At 63.3% G+C, this 22,723-nt stretch carries 19 protein-coding genes; 10 read left to right on the plus strand and 9 right to left on the minus strand.

The window, feature by feature from the left end; translation table 11 throughout:
• Positions 1 to 112 precede the first annotated feature (112 nt).
• Positions 113 to 703 (plus strand): BPSL1445 family SYLF domain-containing lipoprotein, encoded by a 591-nt coding sequence (locus tag ABIE53_RS20240; protein ID WP_006049483.1) that lies wholly within the window; start codon positions 113 to 115, stop codon positions 701 to 703.
• Between the two features lie 95 nt (positions 704 to 798).
• On the opposite strand, the gene ABIE53_RS20245 is transcribed toward ABIE53_RS20240, so the two are convergent.
• On the minus strand, positions 799 to 1,338 hold the full coding sequence (locus tag ABIE53_RS20245) for a YbaK/EbsC family protein (RefSeq protein ID WP_192699750.1): 540 nt from the start codon (positions 1,336 to 1,338) through the stop codon (positions 799 to 801).
• 223 nt (positions 1,339 to 1,561) lie between these two features.
• Here ABIE53_RS20245 and ABIE53_RS20250 point away from each other — a divergent pair, with 223 nt between their 5' ends.
• Together ABIE53_RS20250 and ABIE53_RS20255 are read left to right on the plus strand one after the other, a co-directional pair.
• Positions 1,562 to 2,860 (plus strand): YihY/virulence factor BrkB family protein, encoded by a 1,299-nt coding sequence (locus ABIE53_RS20250; RefSeq protein WP_192699749.1) that lies wholly within the window; start codon positions 1,562 to 1,564, stop codon positions 2,858 to 2,860.
• Positions 2,861 to 3,257: 397 nt separating this feature from the next.
• Positions 3,258 to 4,457 (plus strand): porin, encoded by a 1,200-nt coding sequence (locus ABIE53_RS20255; RefSeq protein WP_006049486.1) that lies wholly within the window; start codon positions 3,258 to 3,260, stop codon positions 4,455 to 4,457.
• Positions 4,458 to 4,570: 113 nt separating this feature from the next.
• Here the strand turns inward: ABIE53_RS20255 and ABIE53_RS20260 are convergent, their stop codons facing one another.
• From ABIE53_RS20260 to ABIE53_RS20290, 7 genes are all read right to left on the minus strand, one after another.
• Positions 4,571 to 5,440 carry a proteasome-type protease gene (locus tag ABIE53_RS20260; protein WP_029966675.1) on the minus strand — a complete coding sequence of 290 codons (870 nt, stop codon included), beginning with the start codon at positions 5,438 to 5,440 and terminating at the stop codon, positions 4,571 to 4,573.
• 149 nt (positions 5,441 to 5,589) lie between these two features.
• Positions 5,590 to 6,384, minus strand: a complete 795-nt coding sequence (locus ABIE53_RS20265; protein WP_006049488.1) for a transglutaminase family protein — start codon at positions 6,382 to 6,384, stop codon at positions 5,590 to 5,592.
• Between the two features lie 10 nt (positions 6,385 to 6,394).
• Entirely contained in the window at positions 6,395 to 7,345 is a 951-nt protein-coding gene (locus ABIE53_RS20270; protein WP_006049489.1) for an alpha-E domain-containing protein, read from the minus strand.
• 149 nt (positions 7,346 to 7,494) lie between these two features.
• Entirely contained in the window at positions 7,495 to 8,904 is a 1,410-nt protein-coding gene (locus tag ABIE53_RS20275; RefSeq protein ID WP_029966679.1) for a circularly permuted type 2 ATP-grasp protein, read from the minus strand.
• A gap of 350 nt (positions 8,905 to 9,254) precedes the next feature.
• Positions 9,255 to 9,707, minus strand: coding sequence for an HU family DNA-binding protein (locus ABIE53_RS20280; protein WP_006049491.1), 453 nt, complete (start codon positions 9,705 to 9,707; stop codon positions 9,255 to 9,257).
• 384 nt (positions 9,708 to 10,091) lie between these two features.
• The gene (gene pdxR / locus ABIE53_RS20285; RefSeq protein WP_029966681.1) at positions 10,092 to 11,564 is read right to left on the minus strand and encodes a MocR-like pyridoxine biosynthesis transcription factor PdxR; all 1,473 of its coding nucleotides are present in this window, start codon (positions 11,562 to 11,564) and stop codon (positions 10,092 to 10,094) included.
• A gap of 94 nt (positions 11,565 to 11,658) precedes the next feature.
• A complete protein-coding gene (locus ABIE53_RS20290; RefSeq protein WP_029966682.1) occupies positions 11,659 to 13,200 on the minus strand; it encodes a peptide MFS transporter in 1,542 nt (513 codons plus the stop codon).
• A 390-nt stretch (positions 13,201 to 13,590) separates the two neighbouring features.
• Here ABIE53_RS20290 and ABIE53_RS20295 point away from each other — a divergent pair, with 390 nt between their 5' ends.
• From ABIE53_RS20295 to ABIE53_RS20325, 7 genes are all read left to right on the plus strand, one after another.
• Entirely contained in the window at positions 13,591 to 14,163 is a 573-nt protein-coding gene (locus ABIE53_RS20295) for a helix-turn-helix domain-containing protein (protein WP_006049494.1), read from the plus strand.
• Positions 14,164 to 14,335: 172 nt separating this feature from the next.
• Entirely contained in the window at positions 14,336 to 15,964 is a 1,629-nt protein-coding gene (locus tag ABIE53_RS20300) for a peptide ABC transporter substrate-binding protein (protein ID WP_192699748.1), read from the plus strand.
• Between the two features lie 15 nt (positions 15,965 to 15,979).
• The gene (locus ABIE53_RS20305) at positions 15,980 to 16,918 is read left to right on the plus strand and encodes an ABC transporter permease subunit (RefSeq protein WP_192699747.1); all 939 of its coding nucleotides are present in this window, start codon (positions 15,980 to 15,982) and stop codon (positions 16,916 to 16,918) included.
• A gap of 2 nt (positions 16,919 to 16,920) precedes the next feature.
• Positions 16,921 to 17,835 (plus strand): ABC transporter permease, encoded by a 915-nt coding sequence (locus ABIE53_RS20310; RefSeq protein ID WP_107706856.1) that lies wholly within the window; start codon positions 16,921 to 16,923, stop codon positions 17,833 to 17,835.
• A gap of 1 nt (position 17,836) precedes the next feature.
• Positions 17,837 to 18,859, plus strand: a complete 1,023-nt coding sequence (locus tag ABIE53_RS20315; RefSeq protein WP_192699746.1) for an ABC transporter ATP-binding protein — start codon at positions 17,837 to 17,839, stop codon at positions 18,857 to 18,859.
• A complete protein-coding gene (locus ABIE53_RS20320; protein WP_192699745.1) occupies positions 18,856 to 19,875 on the plus strand; it encodes an ABC transporter ATP-binding protein in 1,020 nt (339 codons plus the stop codon). Before ABIE53_RS20315 ends, ABIE53_RS20320 begins: the two co-directional genes overlap by 4 nt.
• Positions 19,876 to 20,030: 155 nt before the next feature.
• Positions 20,031 to 21,593 (plus strand): OprD family outer membrane porin, encoded by a 1,563-nt coding sequence (locus tag ABIE53_RS20325; RefSeq protein WP_192699744.1) that lies wholly within the window; start codon positions 20,031 to 20,033, stop codon positions 21,591 to 21,593.
• Positions 21,594 to 21,682: 89 nt separating this feature from the next.
• On the opposite strand, the gene ABIE53_RS20330 is transcribed toward ABIE53_RS20325, so the two are convergent.
• Positions 21,683 to 22,573, minus strand: coding sequence for an IclR family transcriptional regulator (locus tag ABIE53_RS20330; RefSeq protein ID WP_006049501.1), 891 nt, complete (start codon positions 22,571 to 22,573; stop codon positions 21,683 to 21,685).
• Positions 22,574 to 22,723 lie beyond the last annotated feature (150 nt).

Genomic DNA, 22,723 nt, shown 5'->3' on the forward strand with positions numbered 1-22,723 from the left:
AGGCACGGCAAATGCTGCTTTATCATTGATGCTGGCCCTATTGGCCAACGTCACAGCATCACCTTTGATCCATAAACAAAAACCGCCTCGATAACGTAAAAGGACAACTATCATGCGCAGACGACAATTCATCACGACGGCCGGCGCGGCTTTCGCTACCGCGGGCCTCGGCCTTGCCGGTTGCACCACCACGTCAGGGTCGTCGGGCACGTCGGCGTCCGCGAACGCCAACAAGCGCGACACGATCAACGCGGGTATCGACTCCACGCTTTCGCGTCTCTACGCGAACGTCGGCGGTTCGCGCGAACTCGTGGCGAAAGCGCGCGGCGTGCTGGTGTTTCCGTCGGTGATCTCGGCGGGCTTCTGGGTCGGCGGCCAATACGGCGAAGGCGGGCTGCGCGTAGGCGGTCGCACGACCGGCTACTACAGCACGGTGGCGGGATCGTTTGGCTTGCAGATCGGCGCGCAGTCGAAAGCGCTTATCTTCCTGTTCATGACGCAGGAAGCACTCGACAAATTCCTCAATAGCCAGGGCTGGGCAGCGGGCGCCGACGCAACCGTCGCGGTGCTCAAGGTCGGCGCGAACGGCGCGATCGATACGTCGACGGCGACAAGCCCGGTCGAAGCATTCGTGCTGACCAACGGCGGCTTGATGGCGGGCGTATCGCTGGAAGGTACGAAGGTGTCGCGCCTCATCATCTGATCGTCGACAAGCCACGCGGCCACTGTGCGGACCGCGTGGCGCTTCTGCATTACTCAGTGAGTCACTCAGTCACTCAGTCACTTGACCGGCGATAGTTACTCCGCCATGAGCGTCATCTGCGCCACTTCGCAGCGCGGCCATTGACGCAACACGTCCGGCGCGAGCAGCAGTTTGGCCGCGCGAATGCCCGCGCCCATGACGATCTGCGCGCGCTCCATGACGGCGGCATCGACGAGAATGCGCCAGTCCTGCGGCAAGCCGAAAGCCGTAATGCCGCCGAACTCCATGCCGCTCAGTTCGACCGCAAGCTCACGCTTCGCGAACGACAGCCGCTGCGCGCCGAGCGCCGCCTTCACCGCGCCGTTGATGTCGAGCCGCAGCGACCCGAGCGAAACGAGCGCCGCATAGTGCTCGCCGCCGTCCTTCTTGTAGCGCACGACGATCGTATTCGCGCAGTCCTCGAGACCGAAGCCATAGCGCCCGCTGAAGGCGGCGGTGTCCGACGCGTCGTCGGTGACGGAGAAAACCGTGACGCCCTGTTGCGGCAACTGCGCGAGCACTTGCGGCGGCAAACGCGTGGCGAGTTCATCGGCGGGAATCACGTCCAACTGCTTTACGGCTTCGTGCGAATGCATGGCGGTCGAGAGAAGTAGAGAGGAAGGCCATCGCATTCTAGCGGCATGCGCGCGGTACGGCATGCAATGCGGCGCGCGGCGGGGTGTGCAATGCGGCGTGCGGCCAGTGCGCTTGCTATAGTCACAGGCACAACGCTTGCGAACGACGGCCATACGGAGGCTGCGTCCGGCCGGCCCGAGCGGCTCGCGCGTGCGCACCGCCCGAACCAGTGAGACTTCGACCATGGACATCGACACGCTTTCCGCCGGCAACCTCCAGCACATGGCTCGCACGCAGGCGAACTGGGCGATCGGAGCACTCAAGCAGTTTTCCGAAGACCGCTGCACTGCGCTGGCAGCGAGCATCGCGTTCTACGCCGCGTTTTCTTTGGCGCCGACGCTCGTCATGGTGATCGCCGTGGCCGGCTGGTTCTTCGGCGCCGAGGCCGCGCGCGGCGAACTGTTCGACCACATCCACGGATTGCTCGGCGACCAGGCTGCGGCAGGCGTGCAGACCATCGTCGAAAACGCGCATCACAGCGGCAGCGCGGGCGGCGTGGCCGCGATCATCTCGTTCACGATGCTGGCCATCGGCGCGTCGGCCACTTTCTCTTCGCTGAACAGCGCGCTCAACGTCGTATGGCCGTACACCGGTCCGCGCACGTCGAGCGTGCTTGCGCTGGTGCGCGTGCGGCTGATCTCGTTCGGGCTCGTGCTGGGCGTCGCGTTTCTGCTGATCGTCTCGCTCGTGCTCGATACGGTGATTACGTATGTCGGCAAGTGGCTGTGGGGCGACTCGCCTTATGTGGTGATCGGCAATCTGCTGCAACTCGGCGTCGGCTTGCTGGTGCTGGCGTTCGCATTCGCCGGGCTGCTAAAGTTTCTGCCCGACGCGAGCGTGCGTTGGCGCGATGCGCTGGTCGGCGGCGTGGTCGCGGCGGTGCTGTTTTCGGCGGGCAAGAAGCTGTTCGCGCTGTACCTCGCGCACGCCGGCATGGCGAGTTCGTTCGGCGCGGCCGGATCGCTCGCGGTGCTGTTGATGTGGCTGTACTTTTCCGCGGCGGTGCTGCTGCTCGGCGCGGAATTTTCGGCGGCGCGCGGCCGGCTGAACGATCCGCGCGGCGGTTGGGGCATGCAGTCCGACGCGCCGCCGGGCAGCCGCGCGAAGCTGGCGTCGGTGCTGGCGGCGTCGACGGTCCCGGGCGGCGCGGCGTTGCACGCCGGTTCGTCCGATTCGGGCGACGCGCGGGCTTCGAGGATTGGCGCTGTGTCCGCCGGAGTTGAACCGCCGCGGTTCGAGACACACGCAAAAGCATCGGTAGGCGCGAAGGCGCTCGGCGTCGGACGCTCGGTGCTTTCCGCCGAAGCGGGCGCGACGCATCTGGCGGCCGTTACGCTGCTTGGCGCGAGCCGCAAAGCCGTTGCGGCGAATCGCTACGTGCGCGAGCATCCGTGGAAGTCGGTCGCGCTGGCCGCGGCCGCCGGCCTCGCGGCGGCCCGCATGGCGCGGCACACGCGCGCGGACGACGACGGTTCCAAATAGCCCGGCGGTTGCACAATCAGCGCCGCACCTTGTTGGTGCGTGTGGATCACAATCGCACCCGTCTGTCTACTCCCCTTTTCGGCCAAAATGCATGGCGCCGCTTGGGCGTGCTCGCGCCGCCGTCGCTTCGCTAGACGACTTCATTACATAATTATTACAAATAAATGCCGGAAGTAGGCACACTCAAACGTTCATCGTCAACGAAACAACAATAATGCGAATGCAACGAATCAATATTGCCGAAAAGGCAACAATCCCGGATGAGCTTTAAATACAAGGGTTTGCGCGGGTTGTCGGTTTTTGGCGACACTCTTTTTTTTCCAGTTCTTGCCGATTGACGCAGTGAGCTATTCTCCTTTCCGCAACAAGTAAACTAATCATCTGCGTGGAGAAATGGATGAAACGAATCGCACTGTCTACCCTCTCGCTGGCGCTCCTGGGCGCAACGGGCGTCGCTCACGCTCAGAGCAGCGTGACCCTGTATGGCTTGATCGATGAATCGGTCCAGTACGTTCACAACGCCAACCCGGCTAACAACAATCTGTGGCAGCTCGCAGCGGGTAACCTGCAGGGCAGCCGCTGGGGCCTGAAGGGCTCGGAAGACCTGGGCGGTGGCTTGAAGGCGATCTTCCAGTTGGAAAGCGGCTTCAACCCGAACAACGGCAAGATGGGTTCGTACGGCACGGGCACCAAGCTGTTCGGTCGCCAGGCATACGTCGGCTTGACGCAAGATGCATACGGTACGCTCACGCTGGGTCGCCAGTACGATCCGCTGGTCGACCTGGTTCAGCCGCTGACGGGTGACAACTTCTTCGGCAGCACGTTCACGACGCCGGGCGACGTTGACAACAACGACAACAGCTCGCGTACGAACAACGCAATCAAGTACGTTTCGCCGGTGTGGGGCGGCTTCCAGTTCGAAGGCATGTACGCACTGGGCGGCGTTGCGGGCGCAACCGGCGCAGGCCAATCCTGGGCAGGTGCAGCAACGTGGTCGGGCGGTCCGTTCAGCGTTGCAGCTGGCTACTTCCGCATGCAGAACGCGAACACGCTGACCAGCCGCGGCGTCGCTCCGGGCAACCAGGGTGGCACGTGGAACGCAGGCGTGACGTCTGACGGTACGTTCGACGGCTCGAACATCAACGGCGCGTACGCATCGGCCAAGCAGATCGACATCACGTCGGCGGCTGCACAGTACGTGACCGGTCCGTTCACGTTCAACGTTCGCTATAGCTTCGCGCAATACAAGCCGGACGCGTTCTCGGGCTTCACAGAGCAAGAGAAGTATCACGTTGCAGGCGCGTACGCTGGCTACCAGCTCACGCCGGCAATGCTGCTTGGTCTGGGCTATACGTACACGCACGGCGCAGGCGACACGTCGGCGAACTACCACCAGGTTTCGCTGGGCGGCGACTACTTCCTGTCGAAGCGCACCGACCTGTACCTCGTTGGCGCATACCAGCACGCAAGCGGTCATCAGCGCGATGCAGCGACCGGTGGCATTGTCAACGCCGGTGCATCGGTTGGCTCGTATGGCTACCAGGCCGGTTCGAGCAGCCAGGAAATCATCAGCCTGGGCATTCGCCACAAGTTCTAAATGGGCTTGACGGACTGCTGAAGCTTACGCAGTTCGAAACCAGCCACGGGCGCAAGCCGGTGGCTGGTTTTTTTTTCGTCCGTAGGTTTTGTTGTGGCGGGCAGCGGTTGAGCCTACCGCTGCGCCTTGCCTTTTTCCGCCTGCGCCAGAGTCTGCGCCGGCTTGGCGTCGAATTCATGCTCGACGCCGTCCGCGCCCACCGGCGCGCGATGCAGCACCAGCGCCCGTTCGCGCTGCAACGTCGGCACCTGCTGCGACTCCTGCCAGTCGGGATCGGGAATCTCGCCGAACACCTGACGCAGCCGCTCGCCCCACGTGCGGTGAATCATCTGGAAGTAAGCGTTGTCGTGATCGATCGACACGAAGCGCGTGACGCGCAGCGTGTCCTTCTCGTAGACGAGCAGATCGAGCGGCAGCCCAACCGACAGGTTCGAGCGCACGGTCGAGTCCATTGAAATAAGCGCGCATTTCGCGGCTTCGTCGAGCGGCGTGGACGGCGTCAGCACGCGGTCGATGATCGGCTTGCCGTACTTCGCCTCGCCGATCTGAAAGTACGGATTCACCGCCGACGCCTCGATGAAGTTGCCCGCCGCGTAAATCATGAAAAGACGCGGCCGGTTGCCCGCAATCTGCCCGCCGAGGATAAAGCTGCAATTGAAGTCGACGCCGAATTCCTGCAGCGCCTCCGCCTCGCGCTGATGCACGGTGCGCACCGCCTGGCCGATCACGCGCGCGGCGTCTCCCAGGGTAGGCACGTTCCACAGCGTGGGCTGCGACGCATCGGCCGGTTCCGACAGTTCGTGCAGCACCGCTTGCGTGAGCGACAGATTGCCCGCGCCCAGCAGGACCAGCATGCGCTCGCCCGGCTGCTCGAACACCGCCATCTTGCGCGCGGTGCTGATGTGATCGACGCCCGCATTGGTCCGTGTATCGGAAAGGAACACGAGACCTTCCTCGACGGTCATCGCTACGCAGTAAGTCATAGTGAAACGTACCCGCAAAAAAAGACTTGAACGACGCTATTGTAATGCGGCGCCGATGCGCCCTTTCTCGTATTACGGCGTCTGCGGTTATGTTCTTGATAGCGATGCCGCGTTGGGTGGGCGAAGCGCCGCCGCTACCTCCTCGCCGGCTACTGCGGCGTGCTTGCGCTGACCGTCACCGACACGTTCAGTTGCTCCTCCCTACCGCCGATGCGCCGTCCGCGCACCGGCGCCGCGGCCTCGTAATCACGCGCCACGGCCAGGCGGCAATAGATCTCGCTGGCAAAAGCCGCATGCGTAACGTCGACGGAAACCCAGCCGTCGAGCCACACGTCCACCCACGCGTGGCTCGCCGCGTGCGGCACGTCGCCCGGTTCGATATAGCCGCTCACGTAGCGCGCCGGAACGCCGCGCGCCCGGCAGCATGCAAGCATCAGATGCGCGTGGTCCTGACACACGCCGTTGCCGAGTTCGAGCGCCTGCGCCGCCGTGCTGGTCACTTCCGTCACGCCGGGGTGGTAGCCGACTCGCTCCACAATCCGCTCGGACAGCGCGATCAGACTCGACGTGCTCGTGAGGTCAGGAACCGATCCGGCCAGTTCGCGGACCGCCGCATCGGCCTCCGTCAAACGCGTCGCGCAGGTGAAATGCTCGAGCGGAATCGGGCCGGCATCGTCGCGAAGACGGCCGTCGATGAGCGGGATCGTGTCGACTTCGCCGGATACGTGAAGGCGGATCTCGTTATGCGGCTTGTTGATGACGAGCGTGTGCAGCGCGTTGCCATAGGCGTCGACGGCCGCGTCGAGCTTGCCCGGCGCGTCGATGTTCCAGCGCCGCACGACCTGCGACGCGCCGCTTGCCGGCGTCAGCCGAAGTTGCTGGATCGAGTAATGGACAGTCGCTTCATAACGATAGGACGTCTCGTGGCGGATCGTCAGGTACATAAGCACTCCGTCAGGCGACTGGCAGCATCAGATAAGTACGCGCGACGAGATTGCCCAGCTCGAACACGCGAGCCAGGAACTGCGTCAGATACGCGTGCAGGCCGGCTTCGAAAATTTGCCGGATGTCGGAGTAAAGCAATTCGGCGCGCAGTTTGCCGGCAAACCGTTCGCACTGGTTCGAGCCCGGCGTGCGCAGCATCGCCAGATTCGCGCAGACGCCTTCGAGCGAAGCCAGCAGCGAGCGCGGCATCTGCTGATTGAGGATCATCAATTCGACGACGCGCGCCGGCGTCACGACGTCGCGATAAACCTTGCGATAGATCTCGAGCGCCGACACCGAACTCAGGATCGACGTCCAGTAATAGAAGTCCTCCAACTGACGCGCGGCGTCGCGTGAATTCGGCTCGACGTCGGCAAAGCGCACGTCGAGAATGCGCGCGGTGTTGTCGGCGCGCTCCAGAAAAGTGCCGAGCTGCGTGAAGAAAAATGCGTCGTCCTGCAACGCGGTGCCAATCGTTACGCCACGCGAAAGGTGCGAGCGAAACTTCACCCATTCGAACAACGCGCCGGGATTGCCGGACGCCTGGCCAGACGAAATGCGCTCGTTGAATTCAAGCCACGTATCGTTGATGGTCTCCCACCATTCGGTCGTCAACGTGCCGCGCACCGCACGCGCGTTTTCGCGCGCCGCATGCAGACACGAGTGGATGCTCGACGGATTGGTCGCGTCCGCCACCATGAAGTCGAGCACGTGTTCGCGCGTCGGCTCGTCATGACGCTCGGCGAAAGCGGCCTCGAGTTCGGAGATGCGCAGCACCGAACGTTGCGCGCGCGCCTCCTGTTCGGGCGTCTGCGGCAACAAAAGCGCCTTGAGGTTGATGTCGAGCATGCGGGCGGTGTTCTCCGCGCGCTCCATGTAGCGGGCCATCCAGAAGAGGTGATCGGCGGTGCGGCTTAGCATGACGGCGTTCCGTGTCTGATGACGCGAGATGTTGAGTTAAAGGCTCGCGCTGGTTATCCCGCTGGTTTCCTATGCGCCCGCGGCATCTGACAAATGCCCCGGCGCGCTGGGTTGCACGCGCGGCTATCGGGAGCCGTGCGGCAACCGCTTCAGTCGACCATCCACGTGTCTTTGGTCCCGCCTCCCTGCGACGAATTGACGACGAGCGAGCCTTCCTGCAACGCGACGCGCGTCAGTCCGCCTGCGACCATCGTGACGGTCTTGCCCGACAGCACGAACGGCCGCAGATCGATATGGCGCGGCGCGATGCCGGCTTCGACGAAGGTCGGGCATGCGGACAGCGCGAGCGTCGGTTGAGCGATATAGCCCGCCGGCCGCGCGATCAGACGCTCGCGGAACGCTTCAATCTCGGCCTTCGTCGATGCGGGTCCGACGAGCATGCCGTAGCCGCCCGCGCCATGCACTTCCTTGACGACGAGCTCCGCCAGATGCGCGAGCGTGTATGCAAGATCGTCCGGCTTGCGGCACTGGAACGTGGGCACGTTGTTGAGGATCGGCTTCTCGCCCAGGTAGAAGTCGATCATGTCGGGCACGTACGGATAGATCGATTTGTCGTCGGCGATGCCGGTGCCCATTGCGTTCGCGAGCGCGACGCGTCCCGCGCGATACGCGGTCAGCAAGCCAGGCACGCCCAACGCCGAATCGTTGCGGAACGCGAGCGGGTCGAGAAAGTCGTCGTCCACGCGGCGATAGATCACGTCGACACGCTTCGGTCCCTGCGTCGTGCGCATGAACACATAGTTGTCGTCGACGAACAGGTCCTTGCCTTCCACGAGTTCGACGCCCATCTGCTGCGCGAGGAACGTGTGCTCGAAATACGCGGAGTTGTACATGCCAGGCGTGAGCACGACGACGACCGGATCGTCGACGCCTTCGGGCGACACAGAGCGCAACGTATCGAGCAATAGATCGGGATAATGCGCGACCGGCGCGATGCGGTTGCGCACGAACAGCTCGGGGAAAAGCCGCATCATCATCTTGCGGTTTTCGAGCATGTACGAGACGCCCGACGGCACCCGCAGGTTGTCTTCGAGCACGTAGAACTCGCCGTCGTCGCCCGCACGCACCACGTCGACGCCGGCAATGTGCGCGTAAACACCGAGCGGCACATTCACGCCCTGCATTTCGGGCCGGTATTGCGCGTTGGTATAGACCTGCTCGGCGGGCACGATGCCGGCGCGCACGATCTTGCGATCGTGATAGACGTCGTGGATGAAGAGGTTCAGCGCCTGCACGCGCTGACGCAAACCGGCTTCCAGCGTCTGCCACTCGTGGCGCGGAATGATGCGTGGAATCAGATCGAAGGGAATCAGCCGCTCAGTGCCGGAGAGGTCGCCATTCACGGCGAACGTGATGCCGACCCGGCGAAACAGCAGGTCCGCTTCCGCACGCTTGCGCGCGATTGCTTCGTTGCCCTGCTTCTCTAGCCACCGCTCAAAGCGCGCGTAGTGTGGCCGCACGGCATCGTCATGATGACGCATCTCGTCATAGCATCGCATGTCACGCCCCGCTCTTGTTGTCGGATAGAAGGCGAATGCGCTGCGCATTCGGTGTTCGACTTCATTCAAGCAAGCGCTATGCCATTGGGCTTTTAGCGCGGAATCCGACCGACATGCACATGAAGCGCGCATCGAAAAGCCTGGCGCCTCGCTGCCATCGTACTGCTGCGGCCCACGATGCGCTAGTAGAGTGCATGGATCGATCGACGATGCACCACGCCGTTGTTCGCCATGAAAAAATCCCCGTGGATTTGCATCCACGGGGATTCAGACTACTTGCAGTGCGAGGCTCGAAATACGCTACGTCAACTGTAGCCGTGAGCGACGCATCAAGTGACGCAGAAGCGCGATTAGCCTGCTGCAGCGTCCTTCAGCTTCTTCAGCGGGCGTGCCTTGATGCGCACGCTAGCCGGCTTGGCCGGGAACCAGCGCTCTTCGCCCGAGAACGGGTCTTTGCCGAAGCGCTTCTTCTTGGCCGGCACAGCTTGCACGACGATCTTCAGAAGACCCGACAGCGTGAATTCGCCCGCGCCCTTCTTGTGAACAGCGCCGAGGATCGTGTCTTCGAGCGCGGCCAGGACGGCCTTGGCAGCCTTCGGTTCCACGCCAGCGCGTTCAGCAACGTGAGTAGCCAGCGAGGCCTTCGTGAAGGTGTCCTTGATCGGCGACGGTGCGCTGGACGCCTTCACGGCGACCTTCTTAGCTGCGGAAGCTTTCTTCGCAGGGACTTTCTTTGCAGCAACCTTCTTGGTCGGTACCGGGGCAGCAGCCTTCTTGGCCACCTTTTTTGCGGAAGTCGGCATGTTTCTCCTACCTGTTGTGGTCAGTGAATTGCACGAAGCGCACACGGTATGCGCACGCTTCAACGCCGGATTCTACAAGCGCTCAAGCGATTTGCGCGACTCTTTTATGTATAACAGCGCAGGTTTGTTGCGCGGCGCAGACTGCGCAACACATTTTGAGCCTTGTTTCAGGGGCTAAACTGCTTCGGCGGAGCTGGCGGCGTCGATTCGTAAAGTGCGTTACAAGCCGTTTCAACCCATGTATAGCGGCATATTCTGCGTGACCGGCTTGTGCGGGACACACGATTGCCGCAACCTTTTTAACGCTTCGGGTAACTCCGCATTGGCCGCGCGATGTTGGCCGTTGCAACGCCATGACGTCGCGCCGGCGGTCCAGGCGCGCTATCAGGCGATGCCTGGCAGGATGTCCGCGAGCTTCGTCAACGCCGCGTCGATATGCTGCCCGGCGATGCTGCCGTAGCCGAAAATCAGACCGGGCCGCGGTTTTGCGCGCTGGTAAAACGGCGCGAGTCCATACAGACCAATCGACGCCTCGCTCGCCGCCGCCACCAGAACCTGCTCGGTCAACGGCGCCTTCAGGTGCGCGGCCAGGTGAATGCCGGCCGTCGGCACGATCGGCTCGAACCACGGCGCGAGATCGCCTTGCAGATGCGCGAGCAACGTCGCGCGCCGCGCCGCGTAGGTCTTGTGCATGCGCCGCAGGTGCTTGGCGAAATCGCCGTTGAGCATGAACGATGCAAGCGCCGTTTGTGTGAGCGTGCAGCCGTGCCAGTCCGCGATTTGCCGCGCCTTGAAAAGCGGCTTGTATAGCGACGCGGGCGGCACCACATAGCCGACCCGCAACTCCGGGAAGATGGTTTTCGAAAAGGTGCCCACGTAGGCGACGAGTCCCGCACGGTCGAGGCTTTTCAACGGCTCCATCGGCCGGCCTTCGAAACGGTACTCGCAGTCATAGTCGTCTTCGATGATCACGGCGCCGCGTTTTTGCGCCCATTCCAGCAGTTCGACGCGACGCTCGAGACTCATCGGCATGCCGAGCGGAAACTGATGCGACGGCGTCACATAGACGAGCCGCGCATTGTCCGGCAGCTTGCCGACGATCAAACCTTCGCGATCCACCGGCACATGCGCCACCTGTGCGCCGGTCGCGGCGAAGCACGCATGCGCAGGTGGATAGCCAGGGTCTTCGATGGCCGCGACTTCGCCCGGACCGAGCGTGACGCGTGCGAGCAGATCGAGCGCGTGCTGCGCGCCTTGCGTGACGATCACCTCTTCCCAGTTGCTCGACACCGCCCGATTAAATGCGAGGTAGCGTGAAATCGCGAGCCGCAGTTCCTGTTCGCCGGCAGCGTCGCGGTATGTTCCGGGGCCGCGCGATTGCGCGCGCAGCGCGTGATTCACGCAGCGGCGCCAGACGTCGAACGGAAAGAGCGTCTTGTCGATCGCGCCGCCGACGAAATCGTAGGGCGACGCAACCGAAGGCCGCGGCAACGGCAAGCTGTCGGGCATCTGGTCCCACAGCGGTTGGGCGCGCACGGCGTCCTTCGTCGCCTGCTCACGATCGCGCGACGAGTCGGCCGCGCGCGCATGCGGCGAGCGCTCGGTCGGCAAGCGCTCGAGTCCGTCGGCGACGAAGGTGCCCGAACCGGCCCGCGCGGTGAGATAACCCTCGGAGAGAAGCCGCTCGAAGACGTCGAGCGTCGTCTTGCGCGACACGCCCAGTTGCGTCGCGAGATCGCGCGTGGACGGCAGGCGCGTGCCGCCGGCGAGACGCCCTTCGAGTATGCCGGCCCGCAGTTGCCGATAGATCTGTCCGGAGAGATCGTGATGGCCTTCGACGGCGATGTGAATTTCCATTCTGGCTGCTACCTGCTGGCTACCTGTTATGTCATCGCCATGATACTTCCGCGAGACGTATGGCAAGCGCCAGTTGAACGCGCCGGCGGGCTTGTTACTGCGCCACCGCGCCGCTTCGTGCAGCGTGCTCTTTGGCGTCGTCACGCGAAGCGTCGCTGCATCGTTGATGCTCGCGCGAGAGCTTGCGCATCAGCGGCAACAGCAGCACGGCGACCAGCGCACCCGCGGCCGCGAGCCATCCCAGGCCGGTAAACAGCTTCGTATAGAGCGGCAGCGATTCGAGCGGATGCATGTCGCCGGCCGGCATCTGCGCGAAATTCGCGACTACGCTGCCCAGATACTGCGACACGCCGGTTGCCACGAAGTACGCGCCCATCATGAAGCCGCTCATGCGCGCGGGCACGTAGCGCGCGATCATCGCAAGGCCGAGGCCGCTCACCAGCAGTTCGCCGAGCGAGTACAAGCCATAGCCGCCGACCATGAACCACGACGACACGCGCCCTTCCACCGCATAGCGGCCGCTTGCCGCGTAGACGAAGAAGCCGGCCGCCACCACCGCAAAGCCGACCGCGTATTTCGCCGCGACGGGAACGTCCTTGCCCCGCTTCGCGAGCCGCGTATACAGCAGCGCAAGCAGCGGACTCAGCAGCATGATCCAGATCGGATTGAGCGCCTGGAACTGCGCCGCGCTCCAGGTGAACAGCGTCGCGCCGAACAGCGAGAAGCGCGGATCGACATTGCGCAGCGCGAACAGCGTGAGCGACGTCGACATCTGCACATAGAACACGAAAAACAGGATCACCTGCGCCGTGAGGATCAATGCGGCCACCAGACCCGCGCGTTCGGAGCGCTCGCACTTGAGCAGCATGTAGCCGAAAATCGCCAGAATCGCGAGGCCCGCCGCGTACACGCAAGCCACCGCAATGGCCTTGTGCTGCAGCACGAACATCGCGATTGCGCCAAGCGCAATGCCGCCGAGCGCAATCGCGCCGACGCGCTTCCAGCGCACGGGCTCGGCATCGGGCGCGGAGCCGATATGCGCGAGCGTGCGGAACATCACGAAGTAGTTCGCCACCGACAGCAGCATCCCCGCACAGCAGACGGCGAACGCGGCATGCCAGCCCCAATGGTCCTTGATCCACGGCGTGGCGAGCATCGACACCGTCGAGCCGATATTGACCGCCATGTAGTAGATCGTGAACGCGCTGTCGATGCGCGCGTCGTCGCCTTCATAGATGCGCCGCACGAGATTGGCCGCGTTCGCCTTGAAAAGCCCGTTGCCCACGACGATCACGCCCAGCGATGCATACATGAACGCGAGCTGGTCGTTCGGCAGCGCGAGCATCAGATAGCCGGCCGCGAGCACGATGGCGCCGAAGATCATCGTGCGTCGCGTGCCGAGAATCTTGTCGCCGATCCAGCCGCCGATCGACGGCGACGCGTACACGAGCGCCGTGAACGCGCCCCACGTGAGCGTGGCGTGGCTGTCCGCGAAATGCAGCTTGTCGATCATGAACAGCACGAGCAACGCGGCCATGCCGTAATAGCCGAAGCGTTCCCACATTTCGATCAGAAAGACCGTGGAAAACGAGCGCGTCTGCGAGACCTGCGCTTCAGGGCGTTGTGGTGAATCCATCGAGTACCTCTTGTTTCAAATAGTGGGGCTGTCGGCAAACTGCCGCGCGCCGTGAATCATCGGATTGCAAAAACGGCCGGACGGCGATGCGTTGTTCGGCAGCATGCGCAAGCTTGCGTTTCGTGTCGTGCGCCGGCCGCGCTCATATCCACAATGCATGGATGCGGACACTGCCTAAAGTCGCCGCACGTCTGTCTGAATCGAAGCGCGGCTTTTCGCGTCGCCCGTCGGATCGGCGGACCGGCTGTTAGCTTCTGGCAACATAGCGTGTTGTCTCGAAAAAGGCGTTGCGTCTGAAGCCGGGATCTCAGGCCCGCAGTCCCGGCAAGGCGCCATCAAACCATATTTGCTTATATCAAACAAATTTTGACGGGCTAATTTCCTCCTGCTATGGTCACGACAATTCATAAGAGCAATTCGGCACTCGAAGTAGGCAGCAAGATTCGCGCGTTGCGGCAACGGCTGAAGCGCACGCTGGACGACACGGCAACTGCGGCGGGTATCTCCAAGCCGTTTTTGTCGCAGGTGGAGCGGGGCCTCGCGTCACCCTCCATCACGTCGCTGGCGGGCATCGCTCACGCGCTCGGGGTGACGGTGCAGTATTTCGTCGATACGCCCAGCGAAGAGCGTTCGGTCAGCCGCGGCGATCAGCTGAAGTTTTTTGGCTTCGCGGACTCGGCGAATCTGTTCGCCCGTTTGACGAACGTGACGGGCGGCCGTCAGCTCGAGGCGATCCTCGTGAAGATGCCGGTCGGACAAAAGCGTTCGGAAGTCACGACGCATGCCGGCGAAGAGTTTATGTATGTGATCGACGGCGAAGTGTCGTTGACGCTGGAAGGCAAGACCTTCGTGTTGCGCGCAGGAGACAGCGCGCATTACGAATCGACTGTGCCGCATAGCTGGGCGAATACCGCACGCGTGGAGTCGGTGGTCGTCTGGGTCGGCACACCGAGACTGTTTTAAAGAAGCAGGCTAGTTTTCCGGTTCATCCGGCAGGACAGCCTGCATTACTAAATGTAAGGATTCCTGCATGTCTGACAAACAACAAGGGCCGCCCCGGCCCGAACAAAGCAGATAGCAAGGCGCTTTAGCGCCGGCGCGTTCTTCTCCCGACCTTTCCTGCGATTCCGAACCGATGAAAACCCCGTTTGTTTACGCGACGGCGCTGAGTGCGCTCGTCCTTACCTTGACGTCTTCGCTTTCTTCTTCGGCGTTTGCCGTCACCGTGCCGGCCGGCGTCACGCTCGCCGCCAGCCAGGAAATGACCCGCCAGGTGCCGGGCGAAACCGAGTCACTCGATCCAGCGCACATCGAATCGTGGACCGGCAACACCATCGGGCTCGACATGTTCGAAGGACTCACGCGCATCGACGCGGCCGGCGCGATCGTGCCCGGCGTCGCGCAATCGTGGACGCGCACGGGGCCCGACACATGGGTCTTCAAGCTGCGCCACGACGCCCGCTGGAGCAACGGCCAGCCCGTCACCGCAAACGATTTCGTCTATGCGTGGCAGCGCGTGCTCGATCCAAAGACCGGCTCGAAATACACAGTGCTGGTCGAGTTCGTGAAGAACGGCAAGGCGATTCTCGCGGGCAAGGCGCCGCTCTCGAGCCTCGGCGTTCGAGCCGCCGACCCGTACACGCTCGAAGTCACCACCGAGGTGCCCGCCGCTTTCTTCCCGCAACTGGCCGCGATGACGACAATGGCGCCGGTCAACCGCGACGTCGTGACCAAGTTCGGCGGCGACTGGACTCGGCCGGGCAATTTCGTCGGCAATGGTCCGTACATGCTGGCCGACTGGCAGCCGGGTAACCGGCTCGTCGGCGCAAAGAGCAAGACGTACTGGAACGCAAGCAAGGTCGTGATCACCAAAGTGACCTATCTGCCGATAGAAAACGACGAAACGGCAATGCGCATGTATCAGGCCGGCCAGTTCGACTACACGTATTCGATTCCGTCGGGCATCTACGCGCAGGTGAGCAAGCAGTTCGGCGGCGAGCTGAAGACCGGCCTGCAGATCGCGACGTACTACTACAGCCTGAACAACGAAGATCCGCTGTTCAAGGACAAGCGCGTGCGTCAGGCACTGTCGATGGTCCTCGACCGCGATCTGCTCACGCAGCGCCTGACCGCCGACGGCGAGCTGCCCATGTACGGTCTCATCTCGAAGGGCACGCAAGGCGCGGACATTTTCAAGCCCGAATGGGCAAGCTGGCCGATGGCAAAGCGCGTCGACTATGCGCGCAATCTGCTGAAAAGCGCGGGCTATTCCGATGCGAAGCCGCTCACCTTCACGCTCACGTACAACACGAACGATCTGCACAAGAAGGTCGCGCTCTTCGCGACATCCGAATGGCGCAGCAAGCTCGGCGTTACCGCGAAGCTTGAAAACGTCGAATACAAGGTGCTGCTTAAACAGCGCCACGACGGCAAGGTGCAGGCTTCGCGCGATGGCTGGTTCGTCGACTACAACGACGCGATGTCGTATTTCGATCTGATCCGCTGCCACAGCGTGCAGAACGATCAGCGCTACTGCAATCCGCAAGTGGACAAGACCGTCGACGAAGCCAACCAGCAGCTCGACGACGCGAAGCGCACTGCGCTGCTCACCAAGGCGCACGACATGGCGATGAACGACTATCCGATGGTGCCGCTCTTTCAGTACTCGGCGGTGCGGCTCGTGAAGCCGTATGTAGGCGGCTACACGTCGACCAACTACGTCGATCAGCGCGCCACGCAGGACATGTATCTGATCAAGCACTAAGCGCGGAGCATCGACATGCTGGCCTATACGCTGCGCCGCACGCTGTGGGCGATCCCGACGATTCTCGCCGTGATCACCGCGTGCTATCTGCTGCTGCATCTCACGCCGGGCGGGCCGTTCGACACCGACAAGCAACTGTCGGCGGCCGTGCTCGCGAACCTGAACGCGAAGTATCGGCTCGACGAACCGCTGTGGCTGCAATATCTGCACTACCTCGGTTCGTTGCTGCACGGCGATCTCGGGCCGTCGTTCCGCTATGCCGACTGGTCGGTGAACGACCTCGTGTGGAAAGCGATGCCCGTTAGCCTCGGCGTGGGCGGTGTGTCGGTGCCGATCGCATTGGTCATCGGCGTCACGCTCGGCACGCTCGCCGCCGTGCGGCGCGATCGTTTCGTCGATCACATGGTGATGGTGCTCGGCAATATCGGCAACGTGGTGCCGCCGTTCGTGCTCGGGCCCGTGCTCGTGTGGATTTTCGCGGTCCTGCTGAAGACGTCCGACGGCCACGGCTGGCTGCCTGCCGGCGGCTGGGGCGAAGGCGAATGGCGTTACCGCGTGCTGCCGATCGTGCTGCTCACGTTCATCAACGTGGCCGCCATTGCGCGCGTGATGCGCGGCAGCATGATCGAAGTGCTGACCGGCAACTTCATTCGCACAGCACGCGCGAAGGGCTTGCCCGGCCGCACGATCGTCTTGCGCCACGCGCTGAAGCCGGCACTGATGCCTGTGGTGTCGCTGCTCGGCTCGGTGTGCATTTCGTCGATCACCGCGGCCGTCGTCACCGAATCGGTGTTCGCGCTGCCGGGCCTCGGGCAACTGGTCGTCAACGGCGCGATCAATCGCGACTACACGCTCGTGCTCGGCCTCGTGGTGCTGACCACGGCCGTCGCAGTGCTCTTCAATCTGCTGGTCGACCTCGCGTATGCGTGGCTCGATCCGCGTATCCGGTATTGATCATGGCCCGCTCTCTTCAACCGGCTGCCGCGGCGCTCGATCCGCTCGCGGCCATTGCAAACGCTCCGCGTTCGCGCGGCCCGCTCGCCACCGCCGCCGCGCGCTTCGTGCGCAACCGCGCCGCATTCGCCGGCTCGGTCGTGCTGCTGCTGATCGTGATTGCGTGCGTCGCGGGTCCGTGGCTGCTGCCCAACGGTCCCATCGACAGCGACTGGTCCGCGATCAGCCTGCCGCCCACGCTGCAAAACATGCACTGGTTCGGCACCGACGAACTCGGCCGCGATCTGCTCGCGCGCACACTGCAAGGCGGGCGCGTGTCGCTCGAAGTCGGCCTGCTCGGCACGCTCGTGTCGGGACTGATCGGCGTCGCGTACGGCGCGACCGCGGGCTATCTCGGCGGACGCGTCGACGCGGTCATGATGCGCATCGTCGACATGATGTACGCGATCCCCTACATGCTGATCGCCATTCTGATGATGACGATGTTCGGCCGCGCGTTCTATCTCGTCGTGCTCACCATCAGCGCGTTTTCGTGGCTCGACATGGCGCGCGTCGTGCGCGGGCAGACGCTGTCGCTGCGCTCGCGCGAATTCATCGACGCCGCGAAAGCGATCGGCGTGAGTTCGCGCTCGATCATCGCGCGCCACATCGTGCCGAACCTGTTCGGCGTCGTGGTCGTGTACGCGAGCGTCACCGTGCCGAACATCGTGCTCACCGAGTCGGTGCTGTCGTTCCTCGGCCTCGGCGTGCAGGAACCCATGACAAGCTGGGGCGTGCTGATTCAGGACGGCGCGCAGAAGCTCGAATCCATGCCGTGGCTGCTGCTCTGCCCGGCTGTGATGCTGTGCGTGACGCTCTACTGCGTGAATTTCGTCGGCGACGGTCTGCGCGACGCATTCGATCCGAAGGACCGCTGACATGCCGCTACTCGAAGTCAAAGATCTCAGCGTGCGCTTTACGCGCCGCGAAGGCGCGCCGGTCGACGCCGTGCAGCGCGTGTCCTTTTCACTCGAAGCGGGCCGCACGCTCGGCATTGTCGGCGAATCGGGATCGGGCAAAAGCCAGACGGTGATGGCCATGCTCGGACTGCTCGCAGGCAACGGCAAGGTGTCCGGCGAAGCGCGCTATCGCGGCGACAATCTGCTCGCGATGAAGGAAAGCGAGCTCAACAGGATTCGCGGCAACCGCATCGGCATGATCTTTCAGGACCCGATGACGTCGCTCAATCCGTTCCTCACCATCGAGCGGCAGATGACGGAGACGCTGCAACTGCATCGTAAGATGACGCGCCGCGAAGCGCGCCGCCGCGCGGTCGAAGCGCTCGAATCGGTGCGGATTCCCGATGCGCCGCGACGCATCGGCATGTATCCGCACGAGTTTTCCGGCGGCATGCGGCAACGCGTGATGATCGCGATGGCGCTGCTGTCCGAGCCCGAAATTCTGATCGCCGACGAGCCCACCACCGCGCTCGACGTGACCGTGCAGGCGCAGATCATCGAGCTGCTGCGCGAACTGAATCGCGAGCGCGGCACCGCGATCATCCTGATCACGCACGACATGGGCGTCGTCGCCGGCCTGTGCGACGACGTGATGGTGATGTACGCCGGCCAGACCGTCGAACAGGCGAGCGCCGCAGCGCTCTTCGCGGCGCCGACGCATCCATACACGCGCGGCCTTCTCAACGCATTGCCGCGTTTGACGAGCGATGACATCAGCGGCACCGGCGACAGCGACGACGATCGCCCGTTGCAAACCATTCCCGGCAATCCGCCGCTGCCTGGCGAAATCGTCGCGGGCTGCGCATTCGCGCCGCGCTGTACGTATTGCACGGACGTGTGCCGCGAGTCGCGTCCGTCACTCGTTACAGCGGACGGTTATCCAGAAGCACGTCGCGCCTGTCATCGTCCCGTGAGCGAAATTCTGGAGGCACAACACGTATGAACGCGACTTCCATTGCAAGCGGCGAAGCCACGACGCTGCTCTCGGTCGAGCAACTTAAGGTGCAATTCGGCGTGCCGCGCGGCGCGTACCCGTGGTCGGGCAAGACCATGCTGCGCGCCGTGGACGGCGTGTCGTTCAACGTGCGGCGCGGCGAGACCGTGGGCCTCGTCGGCGAATCGGGTTGCGGCAAGTCGACGCTCGCGCGCGCGATCATCGGACTCGCGCCGGTGGCAAGCGGCAGCGTGCGCTGGCTCGGCAACGAAACGGTGCTGCCCGGCTCGCGTCGCGACACCACGCTGTTGCGCCGCAACGTGCAGATGATTTTCCAGGACCCGCTCGCGTCGCTCGATCCGCGCATGACGATCGAACAGATCGTCGCCGAACCGCTCATCGCACATGGCAGGAATCTCGCGCGCGCCGACGTGCAGCGCCGCGTTCTGACGATGCTCGAACGCGTCGGTCTCAACGCGCAGCATTTGCGCCGCTATCCGCACGAGTTTTCCGGCGGCCAGTGTCAGCGTGTCGGCATTGCGCGCGCGCTGATCTCGGAGCCGCAACTCGTGATCTGCGACGAACCCGTTTCCGCGCTCGACGTGTCGATCCAGGCGCAGATCGTCAACCTGCTGCGCGATCTGCAACGCGAGTTGTCGCTCTCGCTGCTGTTCGTCGCGCACGATCTCGCGGTCGTGAAAGCCATCAGCCACCGCGTGCTCGTGATGTACCTCGGACGCGTAATGGAGTTCGGCGATAAGCGCGACGTTTATCGCACGCCGCTTCATCCGTATACGCGCGCGTTGCTCTCCGCCGTGCCGGTGCCTGACCCGACGGTGGAGCGCTCGCGCCGCCATCTGCTGTTGCGCGGCGAGATTGCTTCGCCGTTGAATCCGCCGTCGGGCTGCGCATTTCGAACACGGTGCCCGGACGCGATCGACGCCTGCGCGGCGCAAATTCCCCAGCCCGTCACGCACGGCGCGAGCGCGACACGGGTGGCCTGCATTCGCGTCGGCGACGGCTAAAGCCAGCGGCCTTTAAGACAACGACCTCATTCACCGGCGCGGCGCTTACGTCACGCCGTGGGATTCGCTCGTCATGTCATCAGCATGACGAGCGATCAGCATGGACTGGCTAAGCGCCAGCCAGAGTTTCAATAACAACTGTCGAGACATTCCCAATGAAACATAACCCAACAAAAAACCGGTCAAAAAAGTCCGGAGTCACTGCCGCGATCTGCTGTGCCTTCACCCTTCCCGCGCTCGCCATCGCGGCCAACGCGTACGCCGACGACAGCGTGACGCAGCCCGCGCCCGACGCAAGCAACGCTGCGCCTGCCGCGCAAACGTTGTCGTCGCCCGCGCAAGTGACGCAGGCCCAGCCCGCGAACAAGCGCCGCGCGGATCAGGGCGGCCAGCTTCGCAACGACCAGCCGGATACGACGAACGCCATCGTCAACGCCGAGGCTTCGCAAACCGTTCTTCCGCCGACACCGCCGTCGAGCCAGGCGGCGAGCAAGGGCTTCATCGCCGATAGTCATCTGAATCTGCAGTTCCGCAACTACGCGGACTACTTCCAGGCGCCGCCTAACACCTATCGTCATGCGTGGGTGCAAGGCGCGCAGGTCAATTATGAATCGGGCTTCACGCAAGGGCTCGTCGGCTTCGGCGTGGATGCGTCGCTGTTCGGCGCGCTCAAGCTCGACGGCGGCAACGGCGCGGGCAACATGGTGCATGTGGGCAAGAGCGGCGGCGGCTCGCAGCAGCTCGCGTGGGCCTATCCAGGCATGTACGACATCAAGGGACGCATCTCCGAAACGGTCGTCAAATATGGTTTGCAGGACGTAACGAATCCGTTTCTCGAACCGCACGACAACCGCGCGCTGCCGCCGACTTTTCTCGGCGTCTCGCTCGTCAGCAACGATCTTGCTCACACGACGCTCGAGGCCGGCAGCTTCACCAAGGTCGATGCACGCGGCCACACGAATCTGAGCAATCTGACCACTTCGTATGGCGGCACGCGCATCGACCGGGTGACGTATCTCGGCGGCACCTGGCACTATGCGAAGAACGGCGAGATGGCGCTCTACGTCGATCAGGCCGACGATGTCTGGCGCCAGTACTACGGTTCGGTCGCGCAGTCGTTCGGCGACCCGACCACGATCAAGTGGAGCGGGCTCGCCAACATCTACTCGACGCACGATACCGGCGCGTCGCGTCAGGGGCACATCAACAGCAATGCGTATAGCCTTTCCGTGTCCGCGCAGCATGGGCCGCATGCGCTGTTGCTCGGCTATCAGCAGGTGCTCGGCGACCAGTTCTTCGACTATGTGAACGAGACCAACGGCATCTACCTGACCAATTCGATGGATGTCGACTACAACGCACCGCACGAGCAATCGCTGCAATTGCGCTATACGTTCGACGGAAAATACGCGGGCGTGTCCGGACTCAAGGCGATGTTGTGGGGTGCATATGGCTGGGGCGCGGACGCATCGGCGGGAGCTGCGGAGAACGCGTCGCCGAGCGCCGCGCTGCATGATCTGTACTGGAAGAACGGACAGCCGGTGCACGGCCATCATCACGAGTTCGGCTTCATTCCGAGCTATACGCTGCAGAGCGGCCGCTTCAAGGACACCAAGGTCACGTTCATCGCGATGTGGCACAACGGCAGCAATTACTACTCGGACGGTAACAACATGGAGTACCGCCTCGTGGTGAATGTGCCGGTGAAAGTGTTCTGAGCGCCGCGCGTTTGCGCTGCGATAGAAGGCGTCACGTTGCGCATGTCGGCACGTGACGCCGACCATGCGGGCGCGGCGCGTCGTACTTTTTATTCCTGCTCCGAGCCCGCAATACGCACGCTCGTCATCGCGCGAGAGAGGCCGTGCATGGGCCGGCGCAATGCGACGTCGAACGGATTGGTTTGCGGGCCGATCGCCTCGGCTTGACGGCGCAGCAACTCCACCACCATCGGCAGGCGGTCGTCGCTCAAACGCGCCGCCAGCGTGCCGACGCTCAACGCGGCAACAGCCACGCCGGTGCGGTCGAGAATCGGCACGGCCACGCCCGCCATGCCGTCGAGCACGCCGCTATTGCGGCCCGCGTAGCCCAACTGCCGCACGCGTTCGATCTCGGTGCGCAAATACACTTCGTCCAGCACGCCATAGCCGCGAATGCGCGGCACGTTAAAGCGGATGATTTCCTCGCGCTCCGCTTCGGGCAGAAACGCGAGAATCGCGAGACTCCCTTGCCCCACGCCGAGCGCCACACGTCCGCCAATATCGCCGGTGAACGAGCGGATCGGAAACGGCCCTTCGCAGATGTCGAGACACACTGCGTCGAAACTGCTTTTGACGAGCAGAAAAATCGTATCGCCGAGGCTCGCGCACAATCTCAGCAATGCGGGACGGCATAGCGTACGCATGCCGCTCGGATTGCCCGCCTGGGCCGCGAGCGCGAAGAAGTTCACGCTCAGCCGATAAAGCTTCGAGCCCTCGTCCTGTTCGACGATGCCCTCCGCGATCAACGCCTGCAGGATGCGATGCACCGTGCCTTGCGTGAGCCCGACCGCTTTCGCGAGACGCGTGACGCGGGCGCCGTCGGGCTGCGCTTCGGATAACGCGCGAATCACGGCAAAGGCGCGCTCCAGCATTCCGGTGCCGGGCGCCGCGCCGGTTTCATCGACGTTCTGGCTGAGATCTCGTTTGACGGCCGCATTCATCGTTCAGACTCTCGTTTATTCCATTGACCGGAACACTATAAGGCGTGTCGTCCGGCAGCGGAATGATGCCCGAGTTTCGTTCCGTGTTGTACGTTAACGTGGAAATGTAGGGATTCTCCCAAGCTCACGCAGCGGAACGATTTGGCTCGA

The organism is Paraburkholderia sp. OAS925, assembly GCF_040543975.1.
GTDB classification, from domain to species: domain Bacteria; phylum Pseudomonadota; class Gammaproteobacteria; order Burkholderiales; family Burkholderiaceae; genus Paraburkholderia; species Paraburkholderia graminis.

Coding starts and splice junctions, on each gene's coding strand:
- ABIE53_RS20245 (WP_192699750.1), bottom strand. CDS start 1,338: ATGCATTCGCACGAAGCCGTAAAGCAGTTGGACGTGATTCCCGCCGAT.
- ABIE53_RS20315 (WP_192699746.1), top strand. CDS start 17,837: ATGCCGCTACTCGAAGTCAAAGATCTCAGCGTGCGCTTTACGCGCCGC.
- ABIE53_RS20280 (WP_006049491.1), bottom strand. CDS start 9,707: ATGCCGACTTCCGCAAAAAAGGTGGCCAAGAAGGCTGCTGCCCCGGTA.
- ABIE53_RS20290 (WP_029966682.1), bottom strand. CDS start 13,200: ATGGATTCACCACAACGCCCTGAAGCGCAGGTCTCGCAGACGCGCTCG.
- ABIE53_RS20270 (WP_006049489.1), bottom strand. CDS start 7,345: ATGCTAAGCCGCACCGCCGATCACCTCTTCTGGATGGCCCGCTACATG.
- ABIE53_RS20305 (WP_192699747.1), top strand. CDS start 15,980: ATGCTGGCCTATACGCTGCGCCGCACGCTGTGGGCGATCCCGACGATT.
- ABIE53_RS20320 (WP_192699745.1), top strand. CDS start 18,856: ATGAACGCGACTTCCATTGCAAGCGGCGAAGCCACGACGCTGCTCTCG.
- ABIE53_RS20240 (WP_006049483.1), top strand. CDS start 113: ATGCGCAGACGACAATTCATCACGACGGCCGGCGCGGCTTTCGCTACC.
- ABIE53_RS20250 (WP_192699749.1), top strand. CDS start 1,562: ATGGACATCGACACGCTTTCCGCCGGCAACCTCCAGCACATGGCTCGC.
- ABIE53_RS20260 (WP_029966675.1), bottom strand. CDS start 5,440: ATGACTTACTGCGTAGCGATGACCGTCGAGGAAGGTCTCGTGTTCCTT.
- ABIE53_RS20265 (WP_006049488.1), bottom strand. CDS start 6,384: ATGTACCTGACGATCCGCCACGAGACGTCCTATCGTTATGAAGCGACT.
- ABIE53_RS20300 (WP_192699748.1), top strand. CDS start 14,336: ATGAAAACCCCGTTTGTTTACGCGACGGCGCTGAGTGCGCTCGTCCTT.
- pdxR (WP_029966681.1), bottom strand. CDS start 11,564: ATGGAAATTCACATCGCCGTCGAAGGCCATCACGATCTCTCCGGACAG.
- ABIE53_RS20310 (WP_107706856.1), top strand. CDS start 16,921: ATGGCCCGCTCTCTTCAACCGGCTGCCGCGGCGCTCGATCCGCTCGCG.
- ABIE53_RS20325 (WP_192699744.1), top strand. CDS start 20,031: ATGAAACATAACCCAACAAAAAACCGGTCAAAAAAGTCCGGAGTCACT.
- ABIE53_RS20295 (WP_006049494.1), top strand. CDS start 13,591: ATGGTCACGACAATTCATAAGAGCAATTCGGCACTCGAAGTAGGCAGC.
- ABIE53_RS20275 (WP_029966679.1), bottom strand. CDS start 8,904: ATGCGATGCTATGACGAGATGCGTCATCATGACGATGCCGTGCGGCCA.
- ABIE53_RS20330 (WP_006049501.1), bottom strand. CDS start 22,573: ATGAATGCGGCCGTCAAACGAGATCTCAGCCAGAACGTCGATGAAACC.
- ABIE53_RS20255 (WP_006049486.1), top strand. CDS start 3,258: ATGAAACGAATCGCACTGTCTACCCTCTCGCTGGCGCTCCTGGGCGCA.